Origin of the sequence: Arthrobacter sp. LAPM80, from assembly GCF_046736435.1 — a bacterium.
Classification (GTDB): Bacteria; Actinomycetota; Actinomycetes; order Actinomycetales; family Micrococcaceae; genus Specibacter.
Map to the genome: position 1 here is coordinate 1 of NZ_JBCHVD010000008.1, position 25,619 is coordinate 25,619.

Genomic DNA, 25,619 nt, shown 5'->3' on the forward strand with positions numbered 1-25,619 from the left:
AAGTGGTTAGGCTGGTGCCATGGAATACCGCTACCTTGGCCGTTCAGGCCTGAAAATCACCGAAATCACCTACGGCAATTGGCTCACCCACGGATCTCAGGTGGAGAACGACGTCGCCACGGCGTGCGTGCGTGCCGCGCTCGACGCCGGAATCACCACCTTTGACACGGCCGACGCCTACGCGAACGGGGCTGCCGAGGAAGTCCTCGGCGCCGCCTTATCATCGGAACGTCGCGAGTCGCTTGAGGTGTTCACGAAGGTGTACTGGCCTGTTGGGCCAAAGGGGCCAAACGACACGGGTCTCTCACGCAAGCACATCATGGAGGGCATCAACGGCTCCCTGCGCCGCCTGAACATGGACTACGTGGACCTGTACCAGGCGCACCGCTATGACCATGAAACGCCGCTGGAGGAAACCATCGGCGCCTTTGCCGACGTCGTCCGCGCCGGGAAGGCCCTTTACATCGGAGTCTCCGAGTGGAACGCCCAGCAGCTGCGCGACGGCCAGCGCCTGGCCCGCGAAGCGGGCTTCTCGCTCGTGTCCAACCAGCCGCAGTATTCTGCCCTGTGGCGGGTCATTGAGCCCGAGGTCATCCCGGCCTCCATCGAACTCGGCATGTCCCAGGTTGTCTGGTCCCCCATGGCCCAGGGCGTGCTGAGCGGCAAGTACCTGCCGGGGGCTCCCCTGCCCGCCGGGTCGCGCGCCACGGATGAGCACGGCGGCATGAACACCATCAAGGGCTTCCTGGACGACGAGATCCTTGGCAACGTGCAAAAACTGCGCCCCATTGCCGAGGAGCTCGGGTTGAGCATGCCCCAGCTGGCCATTGCCTGGGTCCTGCAAAACGAGAACGTGGCCACGGCATTGGTTGGAGCATCGCGCCCCGAGCAGGTAGCCGAGAACGTCAAGGCCTCGGGCGTGAAGATCCCGGCCCCGCTCATGGCGGCCATCGACGAGGCCCTCGCCCCGTCAGTAGTGAACGACCCGACCAAGACGGTCAGCCCGCCCACCCGCGTGGCCTGACAGAAACGAAAAAGCCGGCCCTTCCGTCGGAGTCCCTCGCTCGCAGTAAGATTTCCTCGGTCGCTGGCGACCTTGAAAATCCATCCTCGCTCCGGGACCCCGACTGCAGGGCCGGCTTTTTGCCTTCGGGTTCTTGCCTTCGTGCGGGAACTACTTGCGCAGGGCTGCGAGCTCCTTGTTGATGCGGGCGGCCCAGAACGGACCCTCGTACAGGAACGCCGTGTAGCCCTGGACCAACGAGGCTCCGGCGTCGAGGCGTTCCTGTACCTCGGCACCGGTCTCAACGCCGCCGACGGAAATCAGCGTGAGCCTGTCCCCCACGATGGCCTTGAGCTGGCGCAGCACGGCAAGCGAACGTGCCTTCAGCGGCGCACCCGACAGGCCGCCGGCACCCTTTTCCTCGACAAGTGCGGCAGGGCTCTTCAAGCCGTCGCGGCTGATGGTCGTGTTGGTGCAGATGATGCCGTCAAGGCCCAGTTCAAGGGCAAGCGCGGCGACGTCGGCCACGTCCTCGTCGGCCAGGTCGGGGGCAATCTTCACCAGCAGCGGCACATGCCGGCCGGCCGACGTGTCAGCTGCCTCGCGGACGCCCGTCAGGAGCGGGCGCAGGGTGGCAACATCCTGGAGCAGGCGCAGGCCCGGGGTGTTGGGCGAGCTGACGTTGACAACCATGTAGTCCGCCGACGGCGCGAGCGTGCGGGCGCTGATGAGGTAGTCCTCGAGTGCATCCTCAAGCTCAACAACCTTTGTCTTGCCGATGTTCACACCGACAATCGGGCGCACGGCCGGATAGGTCTTGGCCAACTCGGCCAACGCCTGGGTGAGGCGCGGCGCGACGGCTGCTGCGCCGTCGTTATTGAAGCCCATGCGGTTGACGACGGCCCTGTCCTCAACCAGGCGGAACAGGCGCGGCTGCGGGTTGCCGGGCTGGGACTGGCCGGTGATGGTGCCGACCTCGACGTGCCCGAAGCCGAGGTTGGCCAGCGCATTGATGCCCTTGCCTTCCTTGTCGAATCCGGCGGCGAGGCCAAACGGTGTGGGGAAGCTCAGGCCGAGCGCCTCGGTCTGCAGTGAGGCGGGGGGCGTGAACATGCGGCGCAAGACGGCGCCGCCGCCCACAGCATGGAGGGCCTTGATCATGGAAAAACCGATCTTGTGGGCCTTTTCGGCGTCCATCCAGGAGAAACAGACACGGAAAACTGTGGGATAAATTCGCATACCTCCTAGTTTTCCGGTTTGCCGGCGCAACTGCAAAACGGCGGGGACCGGGCCTGCGGCAAATCGGCGGCAAAACCGCGTTAGCATGGCCACATGGATACCAGTGAAGGCCGGACGTGGGCGCACGCGGACGTTGTGGTTGTGGGGGCCGGGCTCTCGGGCCTGGTCAGCGCCGCGGAGGCGTACAACGCCGGCCGCACGGTGCTGATCCTTGACCAGGAGCCCGAGGCGTCACTGGGCGGGCAGGCCCATTGGTCCTTCGGCGGGCTGTTTCTCGTCGACTCTCCCGAGCAGCGGCGCCTTGGCGTGAAGGATTCCGCCGAACTTGCGCTGTCCGACTGGCTTGGCTCCGCCGCCTTCGACAGGGCCGAGGATCACTGGCCCCGGCGCTGGGCCGAGGCGTACGTTGACTTTGCCGCCGGTGAGAAGCGTGCCTGGCTGCATGCCCTCGGCGTCCGGCTTTTCCCTCTCGTCCAGTGGGCCGAGCGTGGCGGCTACGACGCCCAGGGCCACGGCAATTCCGTTCCCCGCTTCCACGTGGTGTGGGGCACGGGGCCGGGGATCGTTGCACCGTTCCTGGCCAAGGTGCGCGAAGGTGTGGCCGCCGGCCGGGTGCAGCTGGCCTTCCGCCACCGTGCCACCGAGCTGGTGTTCGACGGCGGATCCGTCACCGGGGTGCGGGGCCAGGTGCTCGTGGCCTCCGGGGTCGAACGGGGCGTGGCAAGCAGCCGTGAGGCCACCGGCGGGTTCAGCGTGTCCGCGGGTGCCGTGATCGTCACAACGGGCGGGATCGGCGGAAACCACGCCATGGTCCGCGAGCAGTGGCCCAACGGGGAGGGCCCGGCCACCATGCTCACCGGCGTGCCGGCATCGGTGGATGGCGAGTTTCAGCAGGCAGTGTCACGGGCCGGAGGCGCCCTCATCAACACTGACCGCATGTGGCACTACCCCGAAGGAATCCACAACCCCGATCCCGTCTGGCCGAACCACGGCATCCGGATCCTGTCGGGACCATCGCCGCTGTGGCTGGATGCCGCAGGATCCCGGCTGCCCGTCCCCTTGTTCCCCGGCTTCGATTCCCTGGGCACCCTGCGCCACCTCGAGACCACAGGGCACGAGCACTCATGGTTTGTGCTGAACAAGACCATCATCAGCAAGGAGTTTGCACTCTCGGGCTCCGAACAAAATCCGGACCTGACGGACAAGGACGTTAAACTGCTGGCCAAGCGGGCGCTGCCCGGAGCCACCGGACCGGTGCAAAAATTCATCGACCACGGCGTCGACTTTGTCCAGGCCGCGACGGCGCAGGAACTGGCAGTGAGGATGAATGCACTGGTGGGCACCGACCTAATCGACCCCGACGGGCTGCATGAAACCCTGGCCGCCAGGGACCGGCAGGTGGACAGCGGGCTGGGCAAGGACACCCAGCTCAACGCCATCCGGGAGGCCCGCCGCTTTGCCACCGACAAATTGATGCGTGTTGTACCCCCGCACAGGATGCTGGCGCCCGAGCACGGCCCGCTCATCGCCGTCAGGCTGACAACCCTCACACGCAAGAGCCTCGGCGGTCTGACCACAGACCTCTGCTCCAGGGTTCTTGCAGCGGACGGCACGCCGATCGCGGGCCTCTATGCGGCGGGCGAGGCTGCAGGCTTCGGCGGCGGTGGCATGCACGGTTACAGATCCCTCGAGGGCACCTTCCTTGGCGGGTGCCTCTTCTCGGGGCGGGCCGCCGGACGCCACGGCGCAAGCACGTCCGGGGCATGAGCGCGGGGCAGGCAGAATGGGTGCCCGACATCCTGGGGTCCGACTACCAGGCAACGTCGATCCTCGTGCCAACACGGTTGGACCACGACGCTGACACCACACGCGCACCGGGCACCACCTACCGGGCGACGCTTGTGCGGCACAGGCCCGCCGGTAGTGGCACGGCCGTGCCAGGACAGGCGCGCCCGGGCGGCAATGGGCGGGCCGTCCTGTTTATCCATGGCTGGAGCGACTACTTCTACAACACCGGGCTGTCTGAGTTCTTCACGGGCCTCGGATACTCCTTTTACGCCATCGACCTGCACAACCACGGCCGCAGCCTCAACTCCCCCGAGCTTGGCGGCTACGTGGCCGACCTCGCCGACTACGACGCCGAAATCCTCGCCGCCCATGGCGTCATTGCGGCCGATATGGCAGGAACGGATTGCCCCGGCGCAGACAACCAGGTTGGAGGCAACCCTGGTTCAAATCACCGCGTCATCCTGGTGGGGCACTCGACCGGAGGGTTGATCGCCACGCTGTGGGCGCACCACAACCCGGGGCTTGTCAGCCATCTGGTGCTCAACAGCCCATGGCTGGAAATCCAGGGCGGCGCGGCCATCAGGCGCGCGGCAACCCCCCTTGTCCAGCTGGCCGACCTGCGCCCCCTCATGCGCATGCGCCTGCCCGAGCGCTCCTTCTACTGGCGCGGCATCAGCTCCGACGCCTACGGGCAATGGCCCGTGGACAAGAAACTCCGCCCGCCCCACGCCTTCCCCATCAGGGCCGGCTGGATGAAGGCCATCCTTGCCGCCCAGCAGGAAGTCGCTTCCGGGCTCAAGCTGCCCATGCCCATCCTCGTCCTGCTCTCAGCCAGGAGCATGCTCGGTCCTGTCTGGAGCGATGAGATGCTCCGCGCCGACGTCGTCCTTGATGTTCGCTCCCTTGCACTGAGGTCGCTGCAGCTGGGCGACACCATGACACTTGAACGCATCGAAGGGGCACTGCACGAGGTGTTTCTCTCGGCCGCGCCCGTCCGCACCGACGCCTACGCGCGCCTTGAACGCTGGCTGCGCGGCTATGTCGATCAGCGTTTGTGACACGTGTGGGTTAAGGAAACCTCTGCGGAGCTACTTCCCGGGCGTGGCCGCCGCGGCGTCAACGACCGCGGCGTCCACGGCCCCGCCGTAGCGGCGGTCCCTGCGGGCGTACTCGTCCACGGCAGCCCACAGCGTCCGGCGGTCGACGTCGGGCCACAGGGTGTCCATGAACACAAACTCCGCATAGGCAGACTGCCAGAGCATGAAGTTGGACAATCTCTGCTCGCCGCTTGAGCGCAGAAACAGGTCGACGTCGGGAACATCGGGAAGGTACATGTACTTTTTGACGGTGTTCTCGTTGACGGCCTTGGGGCTCAGCTTCCCGGCCGCAACATCGGCGGCCAGGGCCTGGACGGCGTCGGCAATTTCGGCCCGACCGCCGTAGTTCACACACATGGTCAACGTGATCACGTCGTTGTCCTTGGTGTGTTCCTGGGCCTCCTCCAGCTCCTTGATGACAGAACCCCACAGCTTTGGCCGCCGCCCCGCCCACCTGATCCGCACACCCCAGGCATCAAGCTGGTCGCGTTGGCGTCTTAGCACGTCCTTGTTAAATCCCATCAGGAAACGGACTTCATCGGGTGAACGCTTCCAGTTCTCGGTCGAAAACGCGTAGACGCTGACATACTTGATGCCCATCTCGATGGCGCCCGCCATGACGTCTAGAAGCGCCGGCTCGCCGGCCTTGTGGCCTTCAATCCGGGGCAGCCCGCGCTGGTTGGCCCACCGCCCGTTGCCGTCCATGACGATGGCAACATGCTTGGGTACGAGCTCTGCGGGAATGGCCGGCACCGCGGTGCCCGAAGGATGGGGCCAGGGGGCCACGACCGCCGGCTTTGACTTATTCCTGCTACTGCCCTTGAAACTAATGCGCTGCATCGCCATATTTTTATACTCGCTCCACAAGATTCAGGGAACGCACAGTGCGTTCCAAATGCCATTGCACATATGCTGCCACCAGGCCGGCTGCTTCACGGCGATGGATGTTTATTGATGAGTCGGCCCCGGCCCAGTCGCCGCTAAGAAGGTGGGCCAACAGGGTCATGGTTTCCGGCGCCGGTGCCGGCGATCCGGGCGGCCTGCAGTCGTGGCAGACGGCACCGCCCAGGGCTGCATTGAAGGCTCCGTGTGGTCCGGGTTCCCCGCACCGGGCGCAATCGGAAAAGCTGGGGGCCCATCCCGCAATGGAAACGGCCCGCAAAAGGTAGGAGTCGAGAATCAACTCGGGTGCGTGTGCTCCGCGGCTCAGCGCCGCCAGCGCCCCGACCAGTAGGTGGTAGTGGGTGCTCGATGTTTCTCCGTCGACGTCGGTGAGCCGTTCGGCCGTTTCGGTCATGGCGGCGGCCACCACATAGCGGTCATAGTTGGCGGCAATGGCGTCCCCGTAGCTGGCCTTGGCCACTGCCTGGGTCACGATGTCAAGGGAACGGCCCTTGACCAATTGGAGGTCGGCCACCATGAACGGTTCAAGCCGTGCACCGAACTTGCTGTTGGTGCGCCTGACGCCCTTGGCCACTGCACGCAGCTGGCCGTGACGGTGCGTCAGCATGGTGATGATCCGATCTGCCTCACCCAATTTGTGGGTGCGCAGCACAACGGCGTCATCCCTGTAGGTGCGGGCGGCGAACATTTGATTGGACACCCTTCCATTCTCCCATCTTTGCCTCCGACCGGCTGCTGTGGCGCACCGGGTGGCTGCCATCCGGGCGTCAGGTTGCCATCCTTGAACAAGCAAAACGCCCCGCCACCACCCCGTGGAGTGGTGGCGGGGCGCAGTGGGTGACTTCTCAGGCGGCCTGTGCGTCGCGGATCGCGCGGTTCGCGGCGGAGATGACGGCCTTCAGTGACGACGTGGAGGTGTTGGCGTCGATGCCCACACCCCACAGCACGCGTTCGCCAACGGCGCACTCCACGAATGCGGCAGCGCGCGCGTCCCCACCCTCGGAGAGTGCATGCTCGGAGTAGTCGAGCACGCGGACGTCCACGCCGTCCTCGGCCAGGATGGCCAGCAGAGCCGCGATGGGGCCGTTGCCTGTTCCTGTGCGGGTGTGCGCAACGCCGTCGATCAGCACCTTGGCAGTGAGCGTCATCTCGCCGTCGTCGTCGGTGGAGGTGGAGAACGCACCGATGCGGTAGCGGCCCCACTGCTCCGCGTCGCCTTCGGCGGGCAGGTACTCATCCTTGAAGATGGTCCACAGTTCGGCCGCGCTGACCTCACCGCCAACAGTGTCGGTGCGCTTCTGGATGACACCGGAGAATTCGATCTGGGCCCGGCGCGGCAGGTCCAGGTTGTGCTCGTTCTTGAGCAGGTAGGCCACCCCACCCTTGCCCGACTGGGAGTTCACGCGGATGACCGCCTCGTAGCTGCGACCCAGGTCCTTCGGGTCAACCGGAAGGTAGGGAACGGCCCAGGTGTGTGCGTCAACGTCAACTCCTGCCGCCTCGGCGTCGGCCGCCATGGCGTCGAAGCCCTTCTTGATGGCGTCCTGGTGGGAGCCGGAGAAGGCGGTGAAGACGAGGTCGCCACCGTAGGGTGAGCGCTCAGGGACGGGCAGCTGGTTGCAGTACTCGACAGTGCGGCGGATGTCGTCAATGTCGGAGAAGTCGATCATGGGGTCGATGCCCTGCGTAAACATGTTCAGGCCCAGCGTCACCAGGTCGACGTTGCCTGTACGCTCGCCGTTGCCGAACAGGCAGCCCTCGATGCGGTCTGCACCGGCCAGGTAGCCCAGTTCCGCCGCGGCAACGCCGGTTCCACGGTCGTTGTGCGGGTGCAGGGACAAGATGATGCCCTCGCGGGGGTGCAGGTTGCGGCTCATCCATTCAATGGAATCGGCGTACACGTTCGGGGTGGCCATTTCAACGGTGGCCGGCAGGTTGATGATGACCTGGTGGTCGGCGGATGCCTCAAAGATGTCGGCGATGGCATTGCAGACACGCAGCGCGTACTCGGGCTCGGTGCCCGTAAAGGACTCGGGCGAGTACTCGTACGTGATGTGCGTGTCGCCGAGGCTTTCCTCGTACTTCTTGCACAGGCGGGCACCCTGCAGGGCAATGTCGAGGATGCCGTCTTCGTCCTGGTTGAACACCACGCGGCGCTGCAGCACTGAGGTTGAGTTGTACAGGTGGACAATGGCCTGCTTGGCTCCGAGCAGCGACTCGTAGGTCCGTTCGATCAGGTGCTCACGGGCCTGGGTCAGGACCTGGATGGTGACGTCGTCCGGGATGTGGCCGCCTTCGATCAGCTGGCGGACAAAGTCAAAGTCCGTCTGTGACGCGGAGGGGAAGCCAACCTCAATTTCCTTGAAGCCCATCTTGACCAGCAGCTTGAACATCTTCATTTTGCGGCCGGGGCTCATGGGGTCGATCAGGGCCTGATTTCCGTCACGCAAATCCACTGCACACCAGCGCGGGGCGGTGGTGATGACCTTGTCGGGCCAGCTGCGGTCCGGCAGGCTGACGGCAATCTGGTCCTGGAACGGGATGTAGCGGTGGACGGGCATTCCCGAGGTTTTTTGCGCATTTCGCATTGGAGGTGACCTTCAATCTTGTTCAACGAGGGGGGCCGGCCGGGCAACACGAGCACCGCAGCGAGGGTGGCCATTTTCCGCATTGATCAATTCAACGGGTTCTAGGCCTCGCCGCGGCAGCTAAGAAGAAGCATTCCAGTGCGCACATTTTTACCCTAACACGGCACGTAGGATGATAGTGAACGAACTCACCTTTGCGGGTTTGTGCAAGGTTTTTGAAAACTGCTGTCCCACTGAAGGGGAACCGATTCACTTGAGCCATTCCGGTATCAATCTCACTCACATTGACCCGAGCGTACGGCCCCAGGATGACCTGTATGACCATGTCAACGGTGCCTGGCTGGAGGCGGAGGTGATCCCGCAGGACCGCGCGCTCACGGGCTCCTTCATTGCCCTGCGCGACGATTCCGAGGCAGCGGTCAAGGCCATCATTGAGCACGCCGGCACCGAGGCGGCCAATCCCGATGCCGCCATTGATTCGCTGTCGGCCAAGATTGGCGCCCTGTACGCCGACTTCATGGATGAGGGCGCGATCGAGGCCGCCGGAGCCGCCCCACTTCAGGCGAAGCTGGCCGCCGTTGAGGCGGCGGACACCATCGAGTCGCTGGTGCGCCTCATGGGCGAGCTCGACCGCACGGGCAGCAGCGCGCTGTTTGGCGCCTATGTCAACAACGACGCCGGAAATCCCGACCGCGCGCTGCTGCACCTTTTCCAGTCCGGCCTGGGACTGCCGGATGAGTCCTATTACCGTGAGGAAAAGTTCGCACCCATCCGTACGGCTTATCTTGCCCATGTGCAGCAGATGCTGGGGCTGGCGGGAGTCCCCGACGCGGCAGGCAAGGCTCCGCGCATCATGGCCCTTGAAACGGAAATCGCCGCAACCCACCTTGACAAGGTGTCGCTGCGCGATCCGCAGAAAACCTACAACCTCAAAAGCAATGAGGAAGTGCTGGCCCTGCTGCCGGCACTGGGAACCTGGCTTGACGCCCTAGGCGTCACGGCCGAACAGGGCGCGGAAATGGTGGTTGCGACGCCGGAATTCTTCACCGGCCAGCAAGCGCTGCTCACCGAGGAGCGCTGCGCGGACTGGCAGGCCTGGCTGGCCATGCGCACCATCTCAAGCCTGGCCGCATACCTGTCCAAGGACTTTGTCGACGCCAACTTTGCCTTCTACGGCACAACACTGAGCGGCACCCCCGCCATCAAGGAACGTTGGAAGCGTGGCGTGGCGCTGGTCGAGGGTGTACTGGGCGAGGCCGTCGGCCAGCTGTACGTCGCCAAGCACTTCCCCGAGTCGCACAAGGCGCACATGGAGGCGCTCGTCGCCAACCTCATCGAGGCCTACAGGGTCAGCATCGTTGACCTTGCCTGGATGAGCCAGGCCACCAAGGATAAGGCCCTTGAAAAGCTTGCGGCATTCACGCCAAAGATCGGCTACCCCGCCAAGTGGCGCGACTACTCCGCCCTTGACATTATTGCGGGCGAACTGTCGGCGAACATCGAGCGCAGCAACGACTTCGAACTGGCCCGCCAGCTGGCGAAGATCGGCGCACCGATTGACCGGGACGAGTGGTTCATGACGCCGCAGACAGTTAACGCCTACTACAACCCGAGCATGAACGAGGTCGTGTTCCCGGCAGCCATCCTGCAGCCGCCCTTCTTCGATGCCGGGGCCGATGACGCCGCAAACTATGGCGGAATCGGCGCCGTAATCGGGCATGAGATTGGGCATGGCTTCGACGACCAGGGTTCCCAGTTCGACGGCAGCGGCGCCCTGCGCAACTGGTGGACAGATGATGACAGGGACGCCTTCGTCAAGCTCACCGCCAGGTTGGTGGACCAGTACAACGCACTCTCCCCCACGGCTGCCCCCGACGAGTTCGTCAACGGCGAACTGACTCTGGGTGAGAACATTGGCGATCTCGGCGGCCTGGCCATCGGCTTCAAGGCGTACCAGCTGAGCCTCAACGGCGCCGAGCCGTCAGTGATTGACGGCCTGACTGGCGCACAACGGTTCTTTTTCTCCTGGGCCGAGTGCTGGCGGACCAAGATCCGCCCCGAAGAGGCCATTCGCCGCCTGGCCATTGACCCGCACTCCCCCTCCGAGCTGCGCTGCAATGCAGTTGCCAGCAACCTCGATGCCTACCATGAGGCTTTCTCAACCGCGCCCACTGACAAGATGTGGCGCGATCCGGCCGAACGCGTCAGCATCTGGTAACAGCCGGCACATCGCGCCTATAAAGAAAAGGCCCGACCGCGGAGAACATCCGCGGCCGGGCCCTTTTCTTGTTGAACCGACGACTCAGGGGCCGTCGTAGTACGCGGGGTTCACAACCATGCATTCCCCACGTTGGGCGGCCGTGCTTGAAACGATGTCCTCGGGAACAACAATCTTGCCGAATTCGGTTCCTGACCCCCAGTCGCTTCCCACCACAAGTTGCACCCCGCTGACGGTGGGGTCGGGCCGGACTGCTGTTGCCGGGATCTTGAAGAGCCTGGCCACGTCGCCTGCAACGTCACCCATGTCTGGCCCAAAGAGCACCTTGGTTTGGGCCTGGGTGGCGATGTCGCCCGCCTGCCAGGAACTGCTGAATCCTTTTGCTGCCAATGCCTGGAGCAGTTCGACAGAGCGTCCCACGACCCCGGAGGCGTTGGTGACGTTGACGGGCTGGATGGCCTTGTTGTAGGCGGGCGCGGGCGTCGCGGCCTCGACAGGCGGCGTCGTTGCTGCTGGAGCGCCCGACGGTGTACCCGAGCCGGCGGATGCAGTCGGCGCCGGAGTTAGGGCCGTGTCGTGGCGCAGTGCGGCAAAGAACTGGCCAGCCTGGGGCTCCTTGAGCTGCACCCGGTTGATGTCCTGAACATAGGCTTCATTGGGCACGGTGACGAAGGAAACCTGGGCGAGGTCAATCTTCGCCAGGCGGTTGGCGATGCTGACCATGGCCGGGATGTTCGCCAAACCTTCGTCGATGGTCAGGTTCTTCGTGACGACGTCGGCGAGGTTGTACAGCCTGGGCAGGTTTGTCAGCGTGCCCTCGCTCTTGACCTTGCGGATCATTGAACCAAGGAAGTACTGCTGGGCCTTGATGCGGGCGAGGTCGCTGGCGTCCCCGAAGGAGTGGCGGGTGCGAAGGAATGCAAGGGCCTGCTCGCCCTTGATCAGGCTCTTTCCGGCAGGAAGCCTCAGTCCCGAACCGTCATGGTCGAACATTGCATGGTCAACACAAACTTCCACGCCGCCGAGCGCGTTGGAAAGTTCCTTCACGGCAGTGAAGTCAGCCAGCATGAAGTGGTCGATGGTCAGGCCGGTGATGTCGTTGATGGCAGCCACTGTGCAGCCGGGCCCTACCTGCAAAGCAGCATTGAGCTGGCCCATCGGTGCGCCGGCGACAACATCGCCACCGGCAGCAGGCCTGCAATCGGGAATCGGGACCATCAGGTCGCGGGGAAAGCTTGTCACTGACACGCGGCTGTTGTCGGCAGAGATGTCCATGAGCAGCATCACATCGGAATTCCCCGGCCCGGCAGACTCAGCGGCGGTGCCGTAGTCGCTGTTAGCCCCGGCGCGGGTGTCCGTGCCAAGGATGAGGATCTGCAGCGAGCCGGTGTCCTCGGCCTGCGGGCCGTTGGATGATTTGCTTCCAACGGCCGCGTTCAGGGGTGCTGTGGTGACATTGGTCTGCAGCTTGTAAAACAGCAGCCCGGCGGTTCCAACACCCAGCACGAGGATGGCCGCAAGGGTCATCGCCGAGATTCTCAGCCACAGCGGGGACCTGTGGCGGGGCTTGAAATGCCGCCCAACCGGCTCCGCATCACTGCGTGGTCTGATGCGCGGGGTTCTGGCAGCGCTAACCTCCCCCGTTTCGGCACGGCGTCGCCCCATGTATCAACCTTTCACTGCGAATAATGACTCTCACGAGTTTAGCCGCGAACACTGGGAAGTTCCCACATGCCACTCCTTCGATGGAGTAAAACCGCCCCGCGGCCTTCAGCAGGAAGGCGGCGGCCCGTAGGGGCCGCCGCCTTCCTGCATCGAATCCCTGCTCTCTAGAAACCGAGCTTGACGAGCTGCTTCGGGTCCCGCTGCCAGTCCTTAGCCACCTTCACGTGCAGGTCAAGGTAGATCTTGGTGCCCAGCAGGGCCTCGATCCCGAGCCGTGCATTGGTCCCGACTTCTCGCAGCCGCGCGCCGCCCTTGCCAATGATGATGGCCTTCTGCGACGGACGTTCCACGTAGAGGTTCACGCGCACATCCAGCAGCTCGTGCCCTTCGGTGCGTCCCTCGCGGGGCAGGATCTCCTCGACCACCACGGCAAGGGAGTGCGGAAGCTCGTCCCGCACACCTTCAAGCGCTGCCTCACGGATGAGTTCGGCGACCATGACGGCCTCGGGCTCGTCGGTCAATTCGCCGTCCGGGTACAGGGCCGGCGACAGTGGCAGGTAGTCCGCGAAGACCTTGGCCAGGGTTTCAACCTGGAAGTCTTCGACCGCGGAGACGGGCACGACGGCGGCAAATCCCCTTTCGCCGATGACTTCCCGGCCCAGCGCCTCGACGGCGATTAGTTGGTCGGTGACGGCCTGGCGGTCGACAGTGTCGGTCTTGGTGACGATGGCCACAACCGGCTTGTTGCCGACCTGGCCAAGCTGCGTTGCAATGTAGCGGTCCCCGGGGCCGATCTTTTCATTGGCGGGCAGGCAGAAACCGATGACGTCAACTTCCGACAGGGTGTCCGCCACGAGATCGTTAAGGCGCTTGCCCAACAGGGTGCGTGGCCTGTGCAGCCCCGGCGTGTCGACCAGGACCAGCTGAAAGGTCTCCCTGTGGACGATGCCGCGGATGGTGTGGCGGGTGGTCTGCGGCTTGGCCGATGTGATGGCCACCTTCTGCCCAACCAATGCGTTGGTCAGGGTCGACTTTCCGGCATTGGGGCGCCCGGCAAGTACAGCAAAGCCGGCGCGGAACCCCTCACCTTTGGCCTGAATCAGGCCTAACTTGCTCTTGGACTTACTCATGATCGCTCCTGTGGTGCTGTTCGGTCGGGGTGCTGGTGTTCAGTGGGGGTGGTGCTGTGCGTACTGTCATTCTCGGCTGGTTCGACGGCGCTGGCAATGACGTGGCTCACCCGGTTGCGGGAGGCCTCCATCCTTTCGGCCGTCAGGCGGATTCCGTTGACTTCGATGGTGTCACCCACGGACGGGATCTTGCCAAGGTGCTTGGCCATAAGCCCGCCCGCGGTGTCCACTTCGTCGTCGTCAAGGTCCTTGCCGAAGAGCTCGCCGAGCTCGTCAACGGCCATGCGGGCCCGGATCAGGTACCGACCCTGGCCCAGCCCCTGCACGTCAGGGGACACGGAATCGTATTCGTCGGCAATTTCGCCGACGATTTCCTCGATCAGGTCCTCAAGTGTCACAAGGCCCGCCGTGCCGCCATACTCATCGACAACAATGGCCACGTGGGTTGATTCAAGCTGGAGTTCCTTCAACAGGTCATCCACGGGCTTGGTCTCCGGCACGTAGCGGACGCTGCGGGCCAGGTTTTCAACCAGCGGGCTTTCCTCGCCGTCGGAAAGGCGGTACAGGGTTGCCACAACATCCTTCAAGTACAAGATGCCAAGGATGTGGTCGGTGCTCTCGCCAATGACGGGAATGCGAGAGTAGCCGGAGCTGAGGAAAACCTCAAGGGCCTCCTCCAGCGGGTCGCCCTGGCCGATGCTGACAATGTCTGTGCGCGGAACCATGACGGCGCGCACCATGGTTTCACCCAGGTCAAAGACGCTGTGGATGAGTTCGGCCTCGTTGTCCTCGATCATTTCCGACTCGCTGGCGCGGTCGACAAACTCCCGGAACTCCTCTTCGCTGACGAACGTATTGTCCTCGCCGGGGGCGTCCTTGGCGAAGGAGGAACCGATACGGTTCAGCCATTCCGGGACTGGTCCCAGGATGCGCCGGAGCAGGTGGACGAGCCAGGCCGAGCGGCCAAGGAGGGTGCCCGAGTACAGGCGGCCAAGCCTACGGGGCGAAACCCCGACCAGCATGAATCCCAGCAGCGCCATGACGACTGTGGCTATAAGCCCCGCGAGCCACTGGTTGTCGAGCAGGCCGACAAGGAAGATGGCCACAGCAACTGCCGCCGCCATTTCGAACCACACACGCCAAAAACGAATGGCAATCAGGTGTGCCAAAGGCTCGGATAGGACCTTTTCAAGCGAAGCGACGCGGCCGTGGGCAGCGACGGTTTCAGCATCATGGCGGGGGAAGAAATTCAGGGCTGACTCAATGGCGGCCAGGAAGGCTGCAATGGCCGTGAAGATGATCCCCATGACCGGAAGTGCGACAAGCGTCACTTCATTGTCTCCCGGGGGGCTTCACGGCCCAGGAAGCTGGAGAGGAGTTCGCGTTGAATGCCAAACATCTCTTCCTTTTCCTCGGAGTCACGGTGGTCGTACCCCATCAGGTGCAGCATGCCGTGGGTTGTCAGCAGCAGCAGCTCCTCCTCCATGGAGTGGCCTGCGGCGACTGCCTGCTCCTGGGCCACCACGGGGCAAAGGACGATGTCCCCCAGCAGGCCCGCCGGTGTGGGCATGGCGGCCGTGCCGGGACGCAGCTCGTCCATGGGGAAGGACAGCACGTCCGTGGGGCCGGGTTCGTCCATCCACTCGATGTGCAGCTTTTCCATGGTCTCAACGTCAGCCAGGATCACCGAAACCTCGGTCTGGGGGTGGACGTTCATGGCTGCCAGGATGTGCTTGATGAGCCTGACAAGCTCTTCCTGGCGCACCTCCACGCCTGATTCATTGTTGATTTCGATGCTCATCGGGAGGTGCTTTCCTTGGGTGTCGTTGGACCGGGATGTGCTTCATCCCAGTTGTTGTAGGCGCTGACGATGGCACCAACCAGGCGGTGCCGAACCACGTCAGTGGCGTCAAGGACGGCGAAGTGAATGTCGTCCACGTCGTGGAGAATGTCCCTGACGACCCGCAGCCCGGATTTCGTGCCGCTTGGCAGGTCGATCTGGGTGATGTCACCGGTGACAACAATCTTCGAGCCAAAGCCCAACCGTGTCAGGAACATCTTCATTTGTTCGGGGGTCGTGTTTTGTGCCTCATCGAGGATGATGAACGCGTCGTTGAGGGTGCGTCCGCGCATGTAGGCCAGGGGTGCAACCTCAATGGTGCCCGCAGCCATGAGCCGCGGAATGGTTTCCGGGTCCATCATGTCGTGCAGGGCGTCATACAACGGGCGTAGATACGGATCAATTTTATCGTTCAGGGTGCCGGGCAGGAAACCAAGCCGCTCCCCGGCCTCCACGGCGGGGCGGGTCAAGATGATGCGGCTGACGTCCTTGTGCTGGAGCGCTTGGACCGCTTTGGCCATGGCCAGGTAGGTCTTTCCGGTGCCTGCCGGCCCAATGCCGAACACCACGGTGTTCCTGTCGATGGAGTCGACGTAGTCCTTCTGGTTCGCCGTCTTGGGGCGAATGGTCCTGCCCCTGCTGGAGAGGATGTCGTAGCTGAGGATGTCAACGACGGAGGTTTCGGGGCGCGAATGCAGCATGGCGACCAACTGCTCCCACACGGCGGCATTCATGGGGCTGTTGCGCGCAACCATGCCGCGCGCTTCCTCCATGAGGTGCATGATGCGGGGCACGACGGCGGCCGGTCCGGTGATGGTGAGCACGTTGCCGCGGGCGAGGAAGGCTACATCGGGGTACAGGCCCTCGACGACGCGCAGGCCCTCGTCCTCAGCGCCGAGGGCTGCAACCATTTGCTCGGTGGACAGAAAATGCACCACCTCGGTGCGCGTGCCGTCGACTGAGTGCGGAAAGTGCCGTCCGGGCCCCTGGTCGGGATACGGATCGTGGCGGTTCACTGGTGTCTCTGCCATGGCTTCGGCCGTGCCGGCCTGAAATCTCCCCTTGCGTCTGGCGGCGGGTGCCGCCTGAATCCTGGATACTTATACTTCCTCTTGATTCTAGTGCACTGCCCCGGAGGCGTGCTCCGCCATGAATTATGCCGTCAGCGCATCTTTCTTCCGCATGGCGGAGGAAAGTGTTTCGATACGGTTTCAGTTCTCCCGCAAGGCCAATCTGGGCGGTATTCGAGGCAGCTTTTGTGCCAAGCTGGATGAGTTCGAAGCCTTGTGGGGATGCTTTGGATGATCAGTAAGAGGCGGCTCCGGAACCGGGCTGCCAGCCAACCGAATCCCAGAATTGTGAGTCAGCTGCCCCATGCCTGCCTTCCTGCCATCACCGACAGGGCGCCCCGGTGTCTGTGCCGATGCGGCCTCCCGGCAAAAGCTCATCCTCGCGCGGCTGGGCATGGCGGACAAGATTGCCATCATGGGTTTGTCCCTGTCACTTGCCTTGGTTGGCTGTGCCGCCAAGGCCCAGGACCAGCATGATGTATCAATGCCCACAAGCAACGCTTCAATAACATCCGGCATGGTGACCAGTGCACCTCTTGAGACGGCAACCGCCTCGCAAACACTGCCTGTGTATTGGCTTGGCCACAGCAATGACGACGTCTTCCTCTACCGTGAGTTTGTCCCGGCTAAAATCACCGACGACCCCATGGTTGCCGCACTGCGGACCATGATGGGCACAGAGCCCCGGGATCCGGACTACTTTTCCATCTGGAACAGCCCCTCAAGGCTGGGTGCCTCAATCTCAGCCAAGAACGTCATCACCATCGATGTATCAGCAGACGCGTTCGGCCAGAAGGTCGACAAGGGCATCGCTGAACGCGCAATCGACCAATTGGTGTACACCGCAACGGCGGCTGCAGCCATGGCCGGACTCGTTGACACCACCACGTCCATCCAGGTATCCGTCCTCGTGGACGGGCACACCGGCTATGACGCGTTCGGCCATGTAGTCCTTGACAAGCCCCTCACACGCGATGCGGCCTACGTGGCCCCCGTGTGGATCATCGATCCCGCTGATGGCAGCACCTACAGCGCGCTGCCGTTGAAGGTTACCGGCCGCGCCGTCTCCACCACGGGAACTGTGGTGTGGTCATTGGCCCACATGGACGGCGACAAGGTCGACGGGCAGTACCTCAGCGGCACAGCATCCATTCCCCAGGGCCCCAACGAACTGGGCGAGTACGGCTTCAACCTTGTCCCACCGCCGGGAAAGTACCAGTTGTCCGTCTACATCGAGGACCCCATGGCGCCCGGAAAGAAAATCGGCATTGACACGAAGACCGTGACAATCGCCGGGCCGGCCGTCAAGTAGCCTCCACAGACGTGGGGCGGGCTGCTACCAGCGGCCGAGTTCCTGGCTCAGAAGCACGACGGCGGCGGGTCCGGCAGTTGACGAGCGCAGCACGTGCCTGCCCAACAGTGCAGTGCGGGCACCCGCAGCAATGAAGGCGTCAACCTCGGCCGGACTCATGCCGCCCTCGGGTCCAACAATCATCAACACGCCCTGCGGGCCTTTTGCAGCGGGCAGCTCCCCCGCACCTGACGTCTGACCGGAGAGCCATTCACGGGCAACGGCTGACACCGAATCCACGGCATCCTCGTGCAGGATCAGTGCCAGGCCTGCAGACGCGATGAGTTCACACACGGCGGAGGTCCCCACGAGCTGGCCGACCTGCGGAACGGTGGAGCGCCGCGCCTGCTTGGCCGCGGCCGCCACCACCTGGCGCCACTTTTCGGGTCCCTTGACGGCCTTGTCCATCTTCCAGCGCACAATGGACCGCTCGGCCTGCCACGGCACCACCGCGTCAATGCCCAGTTCGGTGGCCATCTCAATGGCCAGCTCATCCCTGTCGCCCTTGGCCAGTGCCTGGACGAGGGTGAACCCGATGGCCGGGGCACCCTCGTGCAGTACGGCCTCCACCCGCACAGTCAATGAGCCCTTTTCGGCGTCCGCGACCGTGCAGACCAAACGCAGCCCTGCGCCGTCGCACAGGTCAACGGGCTCACCGGCGGACAGCCGCTTGACGGTTGTCGCGTGGCGGCCTTCGGCACCGTCAAGGGTGAAAGACGCGCCCGGGCCAAGCCCGGCCAGCTGCTCGGCGACGGCGTAGAAGACTGGGTTGCTCATGGCGTTAGAGGTTGCCGAGCTTGTCGCGCAGCCTGGCGAACATGCCGCCACTGGTGACGAGCTTGCCCTCCGTATACGTCTCACCGCGCAGGGCCGCGAGCTGCTTCAGGAGTTCCTCCTGGGCGGCGTCGGGCTTGGTGGGCGTCTCGACGTGGACGTGGACCTTCAGGTCCCCGCGGCCGAATCCGCGCAGGTGGGTGACGCCCAGGCCGCGCAGGTTGATGGTCTCCCCCGCCTGGGTGCCGGGCTTGATGCTGATGGGCTGCTCGCCGTCGAAGGTTTCAAAGGTCAGCTCGGTGCCCAGTGCTGCGGCCGTCATGGGGACCGTGAGGGTCGCGTGCAGGTCGTCGCCCTCGCGCATGAAGGCGGGGTCGTTATTGACCTTCATCTCAACATACAGGTCACCTGCCGGACCGCCGGCGGGGCCGGCCTCGCCCTGGCCGCTGAGCTGGATCCGGGTGCCTGTGCCGACGCCGGCGGGGACCTTGATGGTGAAGGAGCGGCGGTTGCGGACGCGACCCTCGCCCATGCACTCGTTGCAGGGATCGATGATCATGGTGCCGAAGCCCTGGCATGAGTTGCAGGTGGCCAGGGTCATCACGTTGCCGAGGATGGAGCGCATGGGGCGCTGGATCTGGCCTGCGCCATGGCAAACATCACAGGTGGTGGGCGAGGTGCCCGGGCGGCAGCAGCTGCCGTCGCAGGTGGGGCACGTGACGGCCGTGTCAATTTCGAGCTTCTTGTTCACGCCGAACACTGCCTCGCGCAGTTCAACCCGAACGGTGATGAGTGCGTCCTGGCCGCGGCGGGTGCGCGCCGCGGGACCGCGTCCGCCGCCTCCCCCACCGCCGAAGAACGTCTCGAAGATGTCCTGGAAGCCGAAGCCGTCGCCGCTGAAGTTGCCGCCTGAGCCGTTGTCGTTGCCGTTTTCATTGCCGGTGGTGTCGTAGACGCGGCGCTTTTGCGGGTCGGAGAGGACCTCATAGGCGTGGGTGACGGCCTTGAAACGGTCCTGGGAGTCAGGCTCGCTGTTGACGTCCGGGTGGAGTTTGCGCGCCAGCTTGCGGTAGGCCTTCTTGATTTCCTCGGCGGTCGCGTCGCGGGAGACGCCCAATGCGTCGTAGTGATTGCTCAATGTGTTGCTCTCTTTACGTTGAAACGGTGGCCGCTTAGCCGGCCAAAATTCTGGACAGGTACTGCGCCACTGCGCGCACACTGGACATGGTGTTGGGGTAGTCCATCCGCGTGGGGCCCACCACACCCAACTTTGCACTTTCGTCGGGTCCGTAGCTGGCGGCCACAACCGACGCCTCGGACAGGGAGTCATGGGGATTTTCCCGGCCGATGACAACGGCCATGCCCAGGGAGTCCTGCGCCATGGCCCCAAGGAGGCGCAGCAGCACCACCTGTTCCTCCAGGGCGTCAAGGACGGGTCCGATGCTGAGGGGAAAATCAACGGTTGACCGGGCAAGGTTGGCCGTTCCGGCCATGACGATGCGGTCCTCCCTGGCGTTGCTTGCCAGCAGCATCAGCCCCTGGGCCAGACGGGCTGCCGGGCCCTGTTCGGCCGGCGGCACGGTGGCCGGAATCCCTGCCAGGGCGTCGGGCAGCCTTGCGACAGCCAGTCCGTTCAGGTTGGCAAGGAAAACCTTGCGCAATCCGGCCAGCACGGCGTCGTCAAGGACGACACCGACATCGATGACACTTTGTTCGACCTTGCCCGAGGCCAGGATCAGCACGATCAGGACCTGCCGGGCCGACAGCGAAACGAATTCAATGTGCCGTACAGTGGCCCCGGATGAACGTGGGTACTGCACGACGGCGACCTGGTTTGTCAGGTGCGCCAGCGCCCTGACGGTGCGTTCCAGGACATCGTCGAGGTCAGTGGATCCGTCAAGCAGGGTCGAGATGGCCCGGCGTTCAGCCGCCGAAAGCGGTTTCACCAAGGCAAGCTGGTCGACAAAAAGCCTGTAGCCCGCATCGGTGGGGATGCGGCCGGAGCTTGTGTGGGGGGCCGTGATCAGGCCTTCCTCCTCCAGTGCCGCCATGTCATTGCGGATCGTGGCGCTGGACACGCCGAGTTGGTGCCGTTCGACCAGGGCCTTGGAGCCGACGGGCTCGCGTGTGTGTACATAGTCTTCGACGATGGCCCGAAGGACTTCCAGCTTCCGTGGTTCACTCATGCCCGGCACCTCCTCTCAATGGCACGCAATTTTCTTAGCACTCTACCCAATCAAGTGCTAAGTCTAATACCTTTTGTCGCTCCGCCACTTGGCTCTCCCCGCGCCAAATGCACCCCTGCGCGCCTATCCACCGGTTAGCATGGGTTTTCATCACGCAACGTTCGCCCAGAGCGTTACCCCGAGTGCCAGGAGCCAGGTTTTCACGTGCAGTACAACCAATGGGGACCCCAAGATCTCTCAGCGCCCGCCGCCCGCATCCTGCGCAAGGTCCAGGCCCGTGCCGGACTGGTTGTCGAAGAGGTTCAGACAGGCTGGGTTGGCGCCGTCAAGCGCCTTGAAAAGTCAGGTGGCATGCACATTGTGGAGCTTGCCGACCGCCGGGAGAAAGTGCGCGCCTTCCCGCTTGGATTTGGCTTCCTGCTTGAAGGGGAACCCATCGAACTCATTGCCCCGGTGGTGGTCCCCGTCAAAGAGAAACTCCGCACGGCCTCAGGATCGGTGAAAGTTGCCGATGTGCGGGCCAAGGTTGCCAAGGCCAGCCGCATCTGGGTTGAGGGAAAGCACGACGCCGAACTCGTCGAGAAGGTCTGGGGAGACGACCTCCGAGTGGAGGGCATTGTCGTGGAACCCCTGCGCGGCATTGATGACCTGGCGGCAGCCGTCGCCGATTTCTCCCCCGGCCCCAACCGCCGTCTGGGCATCCTCGTGGACCACCTCGTGCCGGGATCGAAGGAAACGCGCATTGTGGCCAATCTCATGAAGACCCCGGGGATGCGCAACAATGTGCTGGTGGTGGGACACCCCTACGTGGACGTGTGGCAGGCCATCAAACCGTCAACGCTCGGCATCCCCGCGTGGCCTGTTGTCCCTAGATCAATGGAGTGGAAGCTGGGAATCCTCAAGGCCTTCGGCTGGCCGCACACCACCTCCGAGGACATCGGACTCGGCTGGCAGCGGCTGCTGTCTCGGGTCAATTCATACTCGGATTTGGAACCTTCGCTGCTTGGACGCGTCGAAGAGGTCATTGATTTCCTCACGGCACCCGTATCCTAGGAGTGAGGAACGGATTCAGTCCTGCCCGATTTTTTCGCTTGTTGAAAGGCCAGCCACTGTGAGTCATCCGGTCAACCAGTCCAATGGTGCACCCCAACCGCCCCTCACACCCTCTGAAGACAGGCAGTGGGCGTTCATTGCCCATTGCGGCGGTATCCTTGGCTGCATTCCCTCGCTCTTGATTTACAAGTTGCTGGGCCCCCGCGGCCGATTCACCGCTCAGGAGTCCTTAGAGGCACTGAACTTCACGCTACCGCCGACCGTTCTTGCCGTGCTCCTCAATGTCGTGGCTCTCGTGTTCTCGTTCATCAGCCCGGCCACCGGCACGGTGTTCTCCATGCTGGCACTGCTTGTCTGGGTATTCCTGACGGTCTTCTCCGTCATTGCCGCCGTCCGGGTGAACCGCGGCCATCCGATTCGCTACGCCCTGAACCTGCGGCTGATCAAGTAGCTCTGCCGGTCAGTCCAGCAGTGCACGGGTGACGGCGTCGCCCAGCAGGCGGCCCTTGAGGGTCAACACGATCGTGCCGGCGAAGGCCTTCACGGGATCGACAAGCTCCTGGGCAATGAGGCCCGCGATGGCCTTGCGGCCCCCGGCGCTCACCGTCGTGACGGGCATGCCCTCGGCCAGGCGCGAGGTGAGCATGATGCGTTCCATCGTGCGGGTGTCCTCGTCGAGGGTTTCCCGTCCCGCAGCCGGCGACTCGCCCTTGTCAAGGCGGTTCGCATAGGCAGTCGGGTGCTTGACGTTCCACCAGCGCACGCCGCCCACGTGGGAGTGCGCGCCGGGGCCGATGCCCCACCAGTCGTCCCCGCGCCAGTAGGCAAGGTTGTGCTGGCAGGCGTCCTGCGGTGTCCGCGACCAGTTGCTGACCTCGTACCAGGACAGGCCTGCCTCCTGAAAGAGGGCGTCAGCGAGTTCATATTTCACGGCGTGGTCGTCGTCGTCAATGTTGGGCACCTGGCCGCGGCGGATCTGCGCGGCCAGCTTGGTGCCCTCCTCGACAATGAGCGAGTAGGCGGAAATATGGTCAGGTTCATAGCTCAGGGCCGTGCGCACGGAGGTTTCCCAATCGGCGATCGACTCCCCTGGCGTGCCGTAGATCAAGTCAACACTCACGTTCAGACCGACCTCACGCGCCCAGGCGACCGCCTGCGGCACCCGCTCGGGCCTGTGCGTCCTGTCCAGGACCTTCAGGACGTGCGGGACTGCTGACTGCATGCCGAAGGACACGCGGGTGAAGCCGCCGTCGAACAGTTCCTGCAGCGACTCCCTCGTGACGGAGTCAGGGTTCGCCTCGGTGGTGACCTCTGCCCCGTCCTCAATGCCCCACTGTTCGACGGCGGCACCCAGGATGCGGGTGAGGTCGCCGGCGGGTAGCAGGGTTGGGGTTCCGCCGCCAAAGAAAACGGTGCTGAGCTTGCGCTCGGGCAGGCCCGATGCGGCCATGGCGCGCCCGGCAAACTCAACCTCACGCACGGCCGTTGCCGCGTACGCATCCTGGGACGCGCCGCCGCCGAGTTCGGTCGCCGTGTAGGTGTTGAAGTCGCAGTAGCCGCACCGCACCGCACAAAACGGGATGTGCGCGTACAGGCTGAACTTGCGCCCGGCCGCGCCGACGGCGGCCTGCGCGGGCAGGATGCCGTCGGCCGGGGCCGGATCGCCGAGGGGAAGAGCGCTGGGTGTCACTTCTTTGACTTGTCCTTGGAGGATTCGTCGGTCGTCAGCGCCGCGATGAATGCTTCCTGGGGAACCTCGACGCGGCCCACCATCTTCATGCGCTTCTTGCCTTCCTTCTGCTTTTCCAGCAGCTTGCGCTTACGGGAAATGTCGCCACCGTAGCACTTGGCCAAAACATCCTTGCGGATGGCGCGGATACTTTCGCGGGCGATGATCCTGGCGCCAATGGCGGCCTGGATCGGCACCTCGAACTGCTGGCGCGGGATGAGCTCGCGCAGCTTGCCCGTCATCATGACACCGTAGGCATAGGACTTATCGCGATGGGTGATGGCGCTGAACGCGTCGACCTGTTCGCCCTGGAGCAGGATGTCGACCTTGACGAGGTCGGCGACCTGGTCGCCGTCAGCCTTCCAGTCCAGTGAGCCGTAGCCGCGGGTCTTTGACTTGAGGATGTCAAAGAAGTCAAAGACGATCTCGGCCAGCGGCAGGCGATAGCGGATCTCGACGCGGTCCTCGGAGAGGTAGTCCATGCCGCCCATGATGCCGCGGCGGGACTGGCACAGTTCCATGATGGCGCCGACAAATTCAGTCGGGGCCAAGATGGTTGCGGCCACCATGGGCTCGCGCACCTCGGCGATCTTGCCCGAAGGGTATTCGCTGGGGTTGGTGACGTGGATGACCCTCTTGTCCTCAAGGGTGACCTCATACTCCACGTTGGGGGCGGTGGAGATCAAATCGAGGTTGTGTTCGCGCTCGAGGCGTTCACGGGTGATTTCAAGGTGCAGCAGGCCAAGGAAGCCAACACGGAAACCAAAGCCCAGTGCGGCCGATGTCTCGGGTTCGTAAATAAGTGCCGCGTCGTTGAGCATGAGCTTTTCGAGCGCGTCTCGGAGCACGGGGTAGTCGGCGCCGTCGAGCGGGTACAGACCCGAGAACACCATGGGCTTGGCATCCTCGTAGCCGCCGAGTGATTCGGTGGCCGGCTTGTGGAAGGTGGTGACGGTGTCGCCAACCTTTGACTGGCGCACGTCTTTAACGCCTGTGATCAGGTAGCCGACCTCGCCGACGCCCAGGCCCTTGGACGGTGTGGGCTCGGGGGAGCTGACACCAATTTCCAGGAGCTCGTGGGTGGCTCGGGTTGACATCATCTGGATCTTTTCGCGCGGGCTCAGGCTGCCGTCGATCACGCGCACATATGTGACAACGCCACGGTAGGTGTCATAGACGGAGTCGAAGATCATGGCGCGGGCCGGGGCGTTCGGGTCACCCGTGGGTGCCGGCAGGTCGCGGACAATCTGGTCAAGGAGGGCTTCAACTCCCATCCCTGTCTTGCCCGAGACCATCAGGACATCCTCGGGCTTGCCGCCGATCAGGTTTGCCAGCTCAGCGGCGTACTTCTCCGGCTGCGCCGACGGAAGGTCGATCTTGTTCAGCACGGGGATGATCGTGAGGTTGTTTTCCATGGCCAGGTACAAGTTGGCCAGCGTCTGGGCCTCGATGCCCTGGGCGGCGTCAACGAGCAGGATGGCACCTTCACAGGCGGCAAGTGACCTTGAAACCTCGTAGGTGAAGTCAACGTGCCCCGGGGTGTCAATCATATTCAGGCAGTAGGACGTGCCGTCGACCTCCCACGGGATGCGCACAGCCTGTGACTTGATGGTGATGCCGCGTTCACGCTCGATGTCCATGCGGTCGAGGTACTGGGCTTTCATGTCACGCTGCTTGACAACTCCAGTGAGCTGGAGCATCCGGTCCGCCAGGGTTGATTTCCCGTGGTCAATGTGAGCGATGATGCAGAAGTTTCTGATGATCGCCGGATCGGTGGCGGCGGGCACCGGTGCAGTGCGGGCCATGGGTGACACTAGGGTTCCTTACTGTTGCATGGACGCAGGGATTGCGGTGGAACCACCGAACCGTGCAGGAGGTTGTGCCCGCACCGTGGCGGCGGGACACTCATTGCCATCAAGTCTCCCACGTTTAGGGGCCGGGGGCAGAACTGACGGGCCAATCGATTCCACTTATTGGCTACCCTA

At 63.8% G+C, this 25,619-nt stretch carries 22 protein-coding genes; 8 read left to right on the plus strand and 14 right to left on the minus strand.

Annotated elements, in window-relative coordinates; translation table 11 throughout:
- Positions 1-19: 19 nt before the first annotated feature.
- Positions 20-1,024: an aldo/keto reductase family protein gene (locus tag AAGW05_RS09770; RefSeq protein ID WP_411804324.1), complete on the plus strand. Its 1,005-nt coding sequence runs from the start codon at positions 20-22 to the stop codon at positions 1,022-1,024.
- A 150-nt stretch (positions 1,025-1,174) separates the two neighbouring features.
- On the opposite strand, the gene AAGW05_RS09775 is transcribed toward AAGW05_RS09770, so the two are convergent.
- Positions 1,175-2,242, minus strand: coding sequence for a quinone-dependent dihydroorotate dehydrogenase (locus AAGW05_RS09775; RefSeq protein ID WP_411804325.1), 1,068 nt, complete (start codon positions 2,240-2,242; stop codon positions 1,175-1,177).
- Between the two features lie 93 nt (positions 2,243-2,335).
- Here AAGW05_RS09775 and AAGW05_RS09780 point away from each other — a divergent pair, with 93 nt between their 5' ends.
- Positions 2,336-4,009, plus strand: a complete 1,674-nt coding sequence (locus AAGW05_RS09780; protein ID WP_411804326.1) for an FAD-binding dehydrogenase — start codon at positions 2,336-2,338, stop codon at positions 4,007-4,009.
- Entirely contained in the window at positions 4,006-5,088 is a 1,083-nt protein-coding gene (locus AAGW05_RS09785; RefSeq protein WP_411804327.1) for an alpha/beta hydrolase, read from the plus strand. The genes AAGW05_RS09780 and AAGW05_RS09785 overlap by 4 nt, the downstream gene beginning before the upstream one ends.
- A 30-nt stretch (positions 5,089-5,118) precedes the next feature.
- Here AAGW05_RS09785 and AAGW05_RS09790 read toward each other — a convergent pair whose 3' ends face one another.
- The 3 genes from AAGW05_RS09790 to leuA form a co-directional block, all read right to left on the minus strand.
- On the minus strand, positions 5,119-5,967 hold the full coding sequence (locus AAGW05_RS09790) for an isoprenyl transferase (protein WP_411804328.1): 849 nt from the start codon (positions 5,965-5,967) through the stop codon (positions 5,119-5,121).
- 10 nt (positions 5,968-5,977) lie between these two features.
- Complete coding sequence (gene recO, locus AAGW05_RS09795; RefSeq protein WP_411804329.1) at positions 5,978-6,730, minus strand: DNA repair protein RecO; 753 nt, start codon at positions 6,728-6,730, stop codon at positions 5,978-5,980.
- 145 nt (positions 6,731-6,875) lie between these two features.
- On the minus strand, positions 6,876-8,618 hold the full coding sequence (gene leuA / locus AAGW05_RS09800) for a 2-isopropylmalate synthase (protein WP_411804330.1): 1,743 nt from the start codon (positions 8,616-8,618) through the stop codon (positions 6,876-6,878).
- Between the two features lie 253 nt (positions 8,619-8,871).
- Here leuA and AAGW05_RS09805 point away from each other — a divergent pair, with 253 nt between their 5' ends.
- On the plus strand, positions 8,872-10,836 hold the full coding sequence (locus AAGW05_RS09805; protein WP_411804331.1) for a M13 family metallopeptidase: 1,965 nt from the start codon (positions 8,872-8,874) through the stop codon (positions 10,834-10,836).
- Positions 10,837-10,920: 84 nt separating this feature from the next.
- Here the strand turns inward: AAGW05_RS09805 and AAGW05_RS09810 are convergent, their stop codons facing one another.
- The 5 genes from AAGW05_RS09810 to AAGW05_RS09830 form a co-directional block, all read right to left on the minus strand.
- A complete protein-coding gene (locus tag AAGW05_RS09810; protein WP_411804333.1) occupies positions 10,921-12,363 on the minus strand; it encodes an LCP family protein in 1,443 nt (480 codons plus the stop codon).
- A gap of 302 nt (positions 12,364-12,665) precedes the next feature.
- Positions 12,666-13,631, minus strand: a complete 966-nt coding sequence (era, locus tag AAGW05_RS09815; RefSeq protein WP_411804334.1) for a GTPase Era — start codon at positions 13,629-13,631, stop codon at positions 12,666-12,668.
- Positions 13,628-14,962: a hemolysin family protein gene (locus AAGW05_RS09820; RefSeq protein ID WP_411804335.1), complete on the minus strand. Its 1,335-nt coding sequence runs from the start codon at positions 14,960-14,962 to the stop codon at positions 13,628-13,630. The genes era and AAGW05_RS09820 overlap by 4 nt, the downstream gene beginning before the upstream one ends.
- Positions 14,959-15,432 carry an rRNA maturation RNase YbeY gene (ybeY, locus tag AAGW05_RS09825; protein ID WP_411804336.1) on the minus strand — a complete coding sequence of 158 codons (474 nt, stop codon included), beginning with the start codon at positions 15,430-15,432 and terminating at the stop codon, positions 14,959-14,961. The genes AAGW05_RS09820 and ybeY overlap by 4 nt, the downstream gene beginning before the upstream one ends.
- Positions 15,429-16,502, minus strand: coding sequence for a PhoH family protein (locus AAGW05_RS09830; protein WP_411804338.1), 1,074 nt, complete (start codon positions 16,500-16,502; stop codon positions 15,429-15,431). Before AAGW05_RS09830 ends, ybeY begins: the two co-directional genes overlap by 4 nt.
- Before the next feature lie 118 nt (positions 16,503-16,620).
- Between AAGW05_RS09830 and AAGW05_RS09835 the strand changes: the two genes are divergently transcribed.
- Both AAGW05_RS09835 and AAGW05_RS09840 read left to right on the plus strand, forming a co-directional pair.
- Positions 16,621-16,776 carry a hypothetical protein gene (locus tag AAGW05_RS09835; RefSeq protein WP_411804339.1) on the plus strand — a complete coding sequence of 52 codons (156 nt, stop codon included), beginning with the start codon at positions 16,621-16,623 and terminating at the stop codon, positions 16,774-16,776.
- A gap of 69 nt (positions 16,777-16,845) precedes the next feature.
- Positions 16,846-17,853: a GerMN domain-containing protein gene (locus AAGW05_RS09840; RefSeq protein WP_411804340.1), complete on the plus strand. Its 1,008-nt coding sequence runs from the start codon at positions 16,846-16,848 to the stop codon at positions 17,851-17,853.
- 24 nt (positions 17,854-17,877) lie between these two features.
- Here AAGW05_RS09840 and AAGW05_RS09845 read toward each other — a convergent pair whose 3' ends face one another.
- Genes AAGW05_RS09845 through hrcA form a run of 3 tightly spaced genes read right to left on the minus strand, consistent with a single transcriptional unit; the run spans position 17,878 to position 20,852 of the window.
- The gene (locus AAGW05_RS09845) at positions 17,878-18,669 is read right to left on the minus strand and encodes a 16S rRNA (uracil(1498)-N(3))-methyltransferase (RefSeq protein ID WP_411804341.1); all 792 of its coding nucleotides are present in this window, start codon (positions 18,667-18,669) and stop codon (positions 17,878-17,880) included.
- Positions 18,670-18,673: 4 nt separating this feature from the next.
- On the minus strand, positions 18,674-19,804 hold the full coding sequence (gene dnaJ, locus AAGW05_RS09850) for a molecular chaperone DnaJ (protein ID WP_411804342.1): 1,131 nt from the start codon (positions 19,802-19,804) through the stop codon (positions 18,674-18,676).
- A 34-nt stretch (positions 19,805-19,838) separates the two neighbouring features.
- The gene (hrcA, locus tag AAGW05_RS09855) at positions 19,839-20,852 is read right to left on the minus strand and encodes a heat-inducible transcriptional repressor HrcA (RefSeq protein ID WP_411804343.1); all 1,014 of its coding nucleotides are present in this window, start codon (positions 20,850-20,852) and stop codon (positions 19,839-19,841) included.
- Between the two features lie 204 nt (positions 20,853-21,056).
- Between hrcA and AAGW05_RS09860 the strand changes: the two genes are divergently transcribed.
- Both AAGW05_RS09860 and AAGW05_RS09865 read left to right on the plus strand, forming a co-directional pair.
- Positions 21,057-21,905 (plus strand): DUF3097 domain-containing protein, encoded by an 849-nt coding sequence (locus tag AAGW05_RS09860; RefSeq protein ID WP_411804344.1) that lies wholly within the window; start codon positions 21,057-21,059, stop codon positions 21,903-21,905.
- Between the two features lie 58 nt (positions 21,906-21,963).
- A complete protein-coding gene (locus AAGW05_RS09865; protein WP_411804345.1) occupies positions 21,964-22,356 on the plus strand; it encodes a DUF4870 domain-containing protein in 393 nt (130 codons plus the stop codon).
- 9 nt (positions 22,357-22,365) lie between these two features.
- On the opposite strand, the gene hemW is transcribed toward AAGW05_RS09865, so the two are convergent.
- The gene (gene hemW, locus AAGW05_RS09870) at positions 22,366-23,595 is read right to left on the minus strand and encodes a radical SAM family heme chaperone HemW (protein WP_411804346.1); all 1,230 of its coding nucleotides are present in this window, start codon (positions 23,593-23,595) and stop codon (positions 22,366-22,368) included.
- On the minus strand, positions 23,592-25,448 hold the full coding sequence (gene lepA / locus AAGW05_RS09875) for a translation elongation factor 4 (protein WP_411804347.1): 1,857 nt from the start codon (positions 25,446-25,448) through the stop codon (positions 23,592-23,594). The genes hemW and lepA overlap by 4 nt, the downstream gene beginning before the upstream one ends.
- Positions 25,449-25,619: the final 171 nt, after the last annotated feature.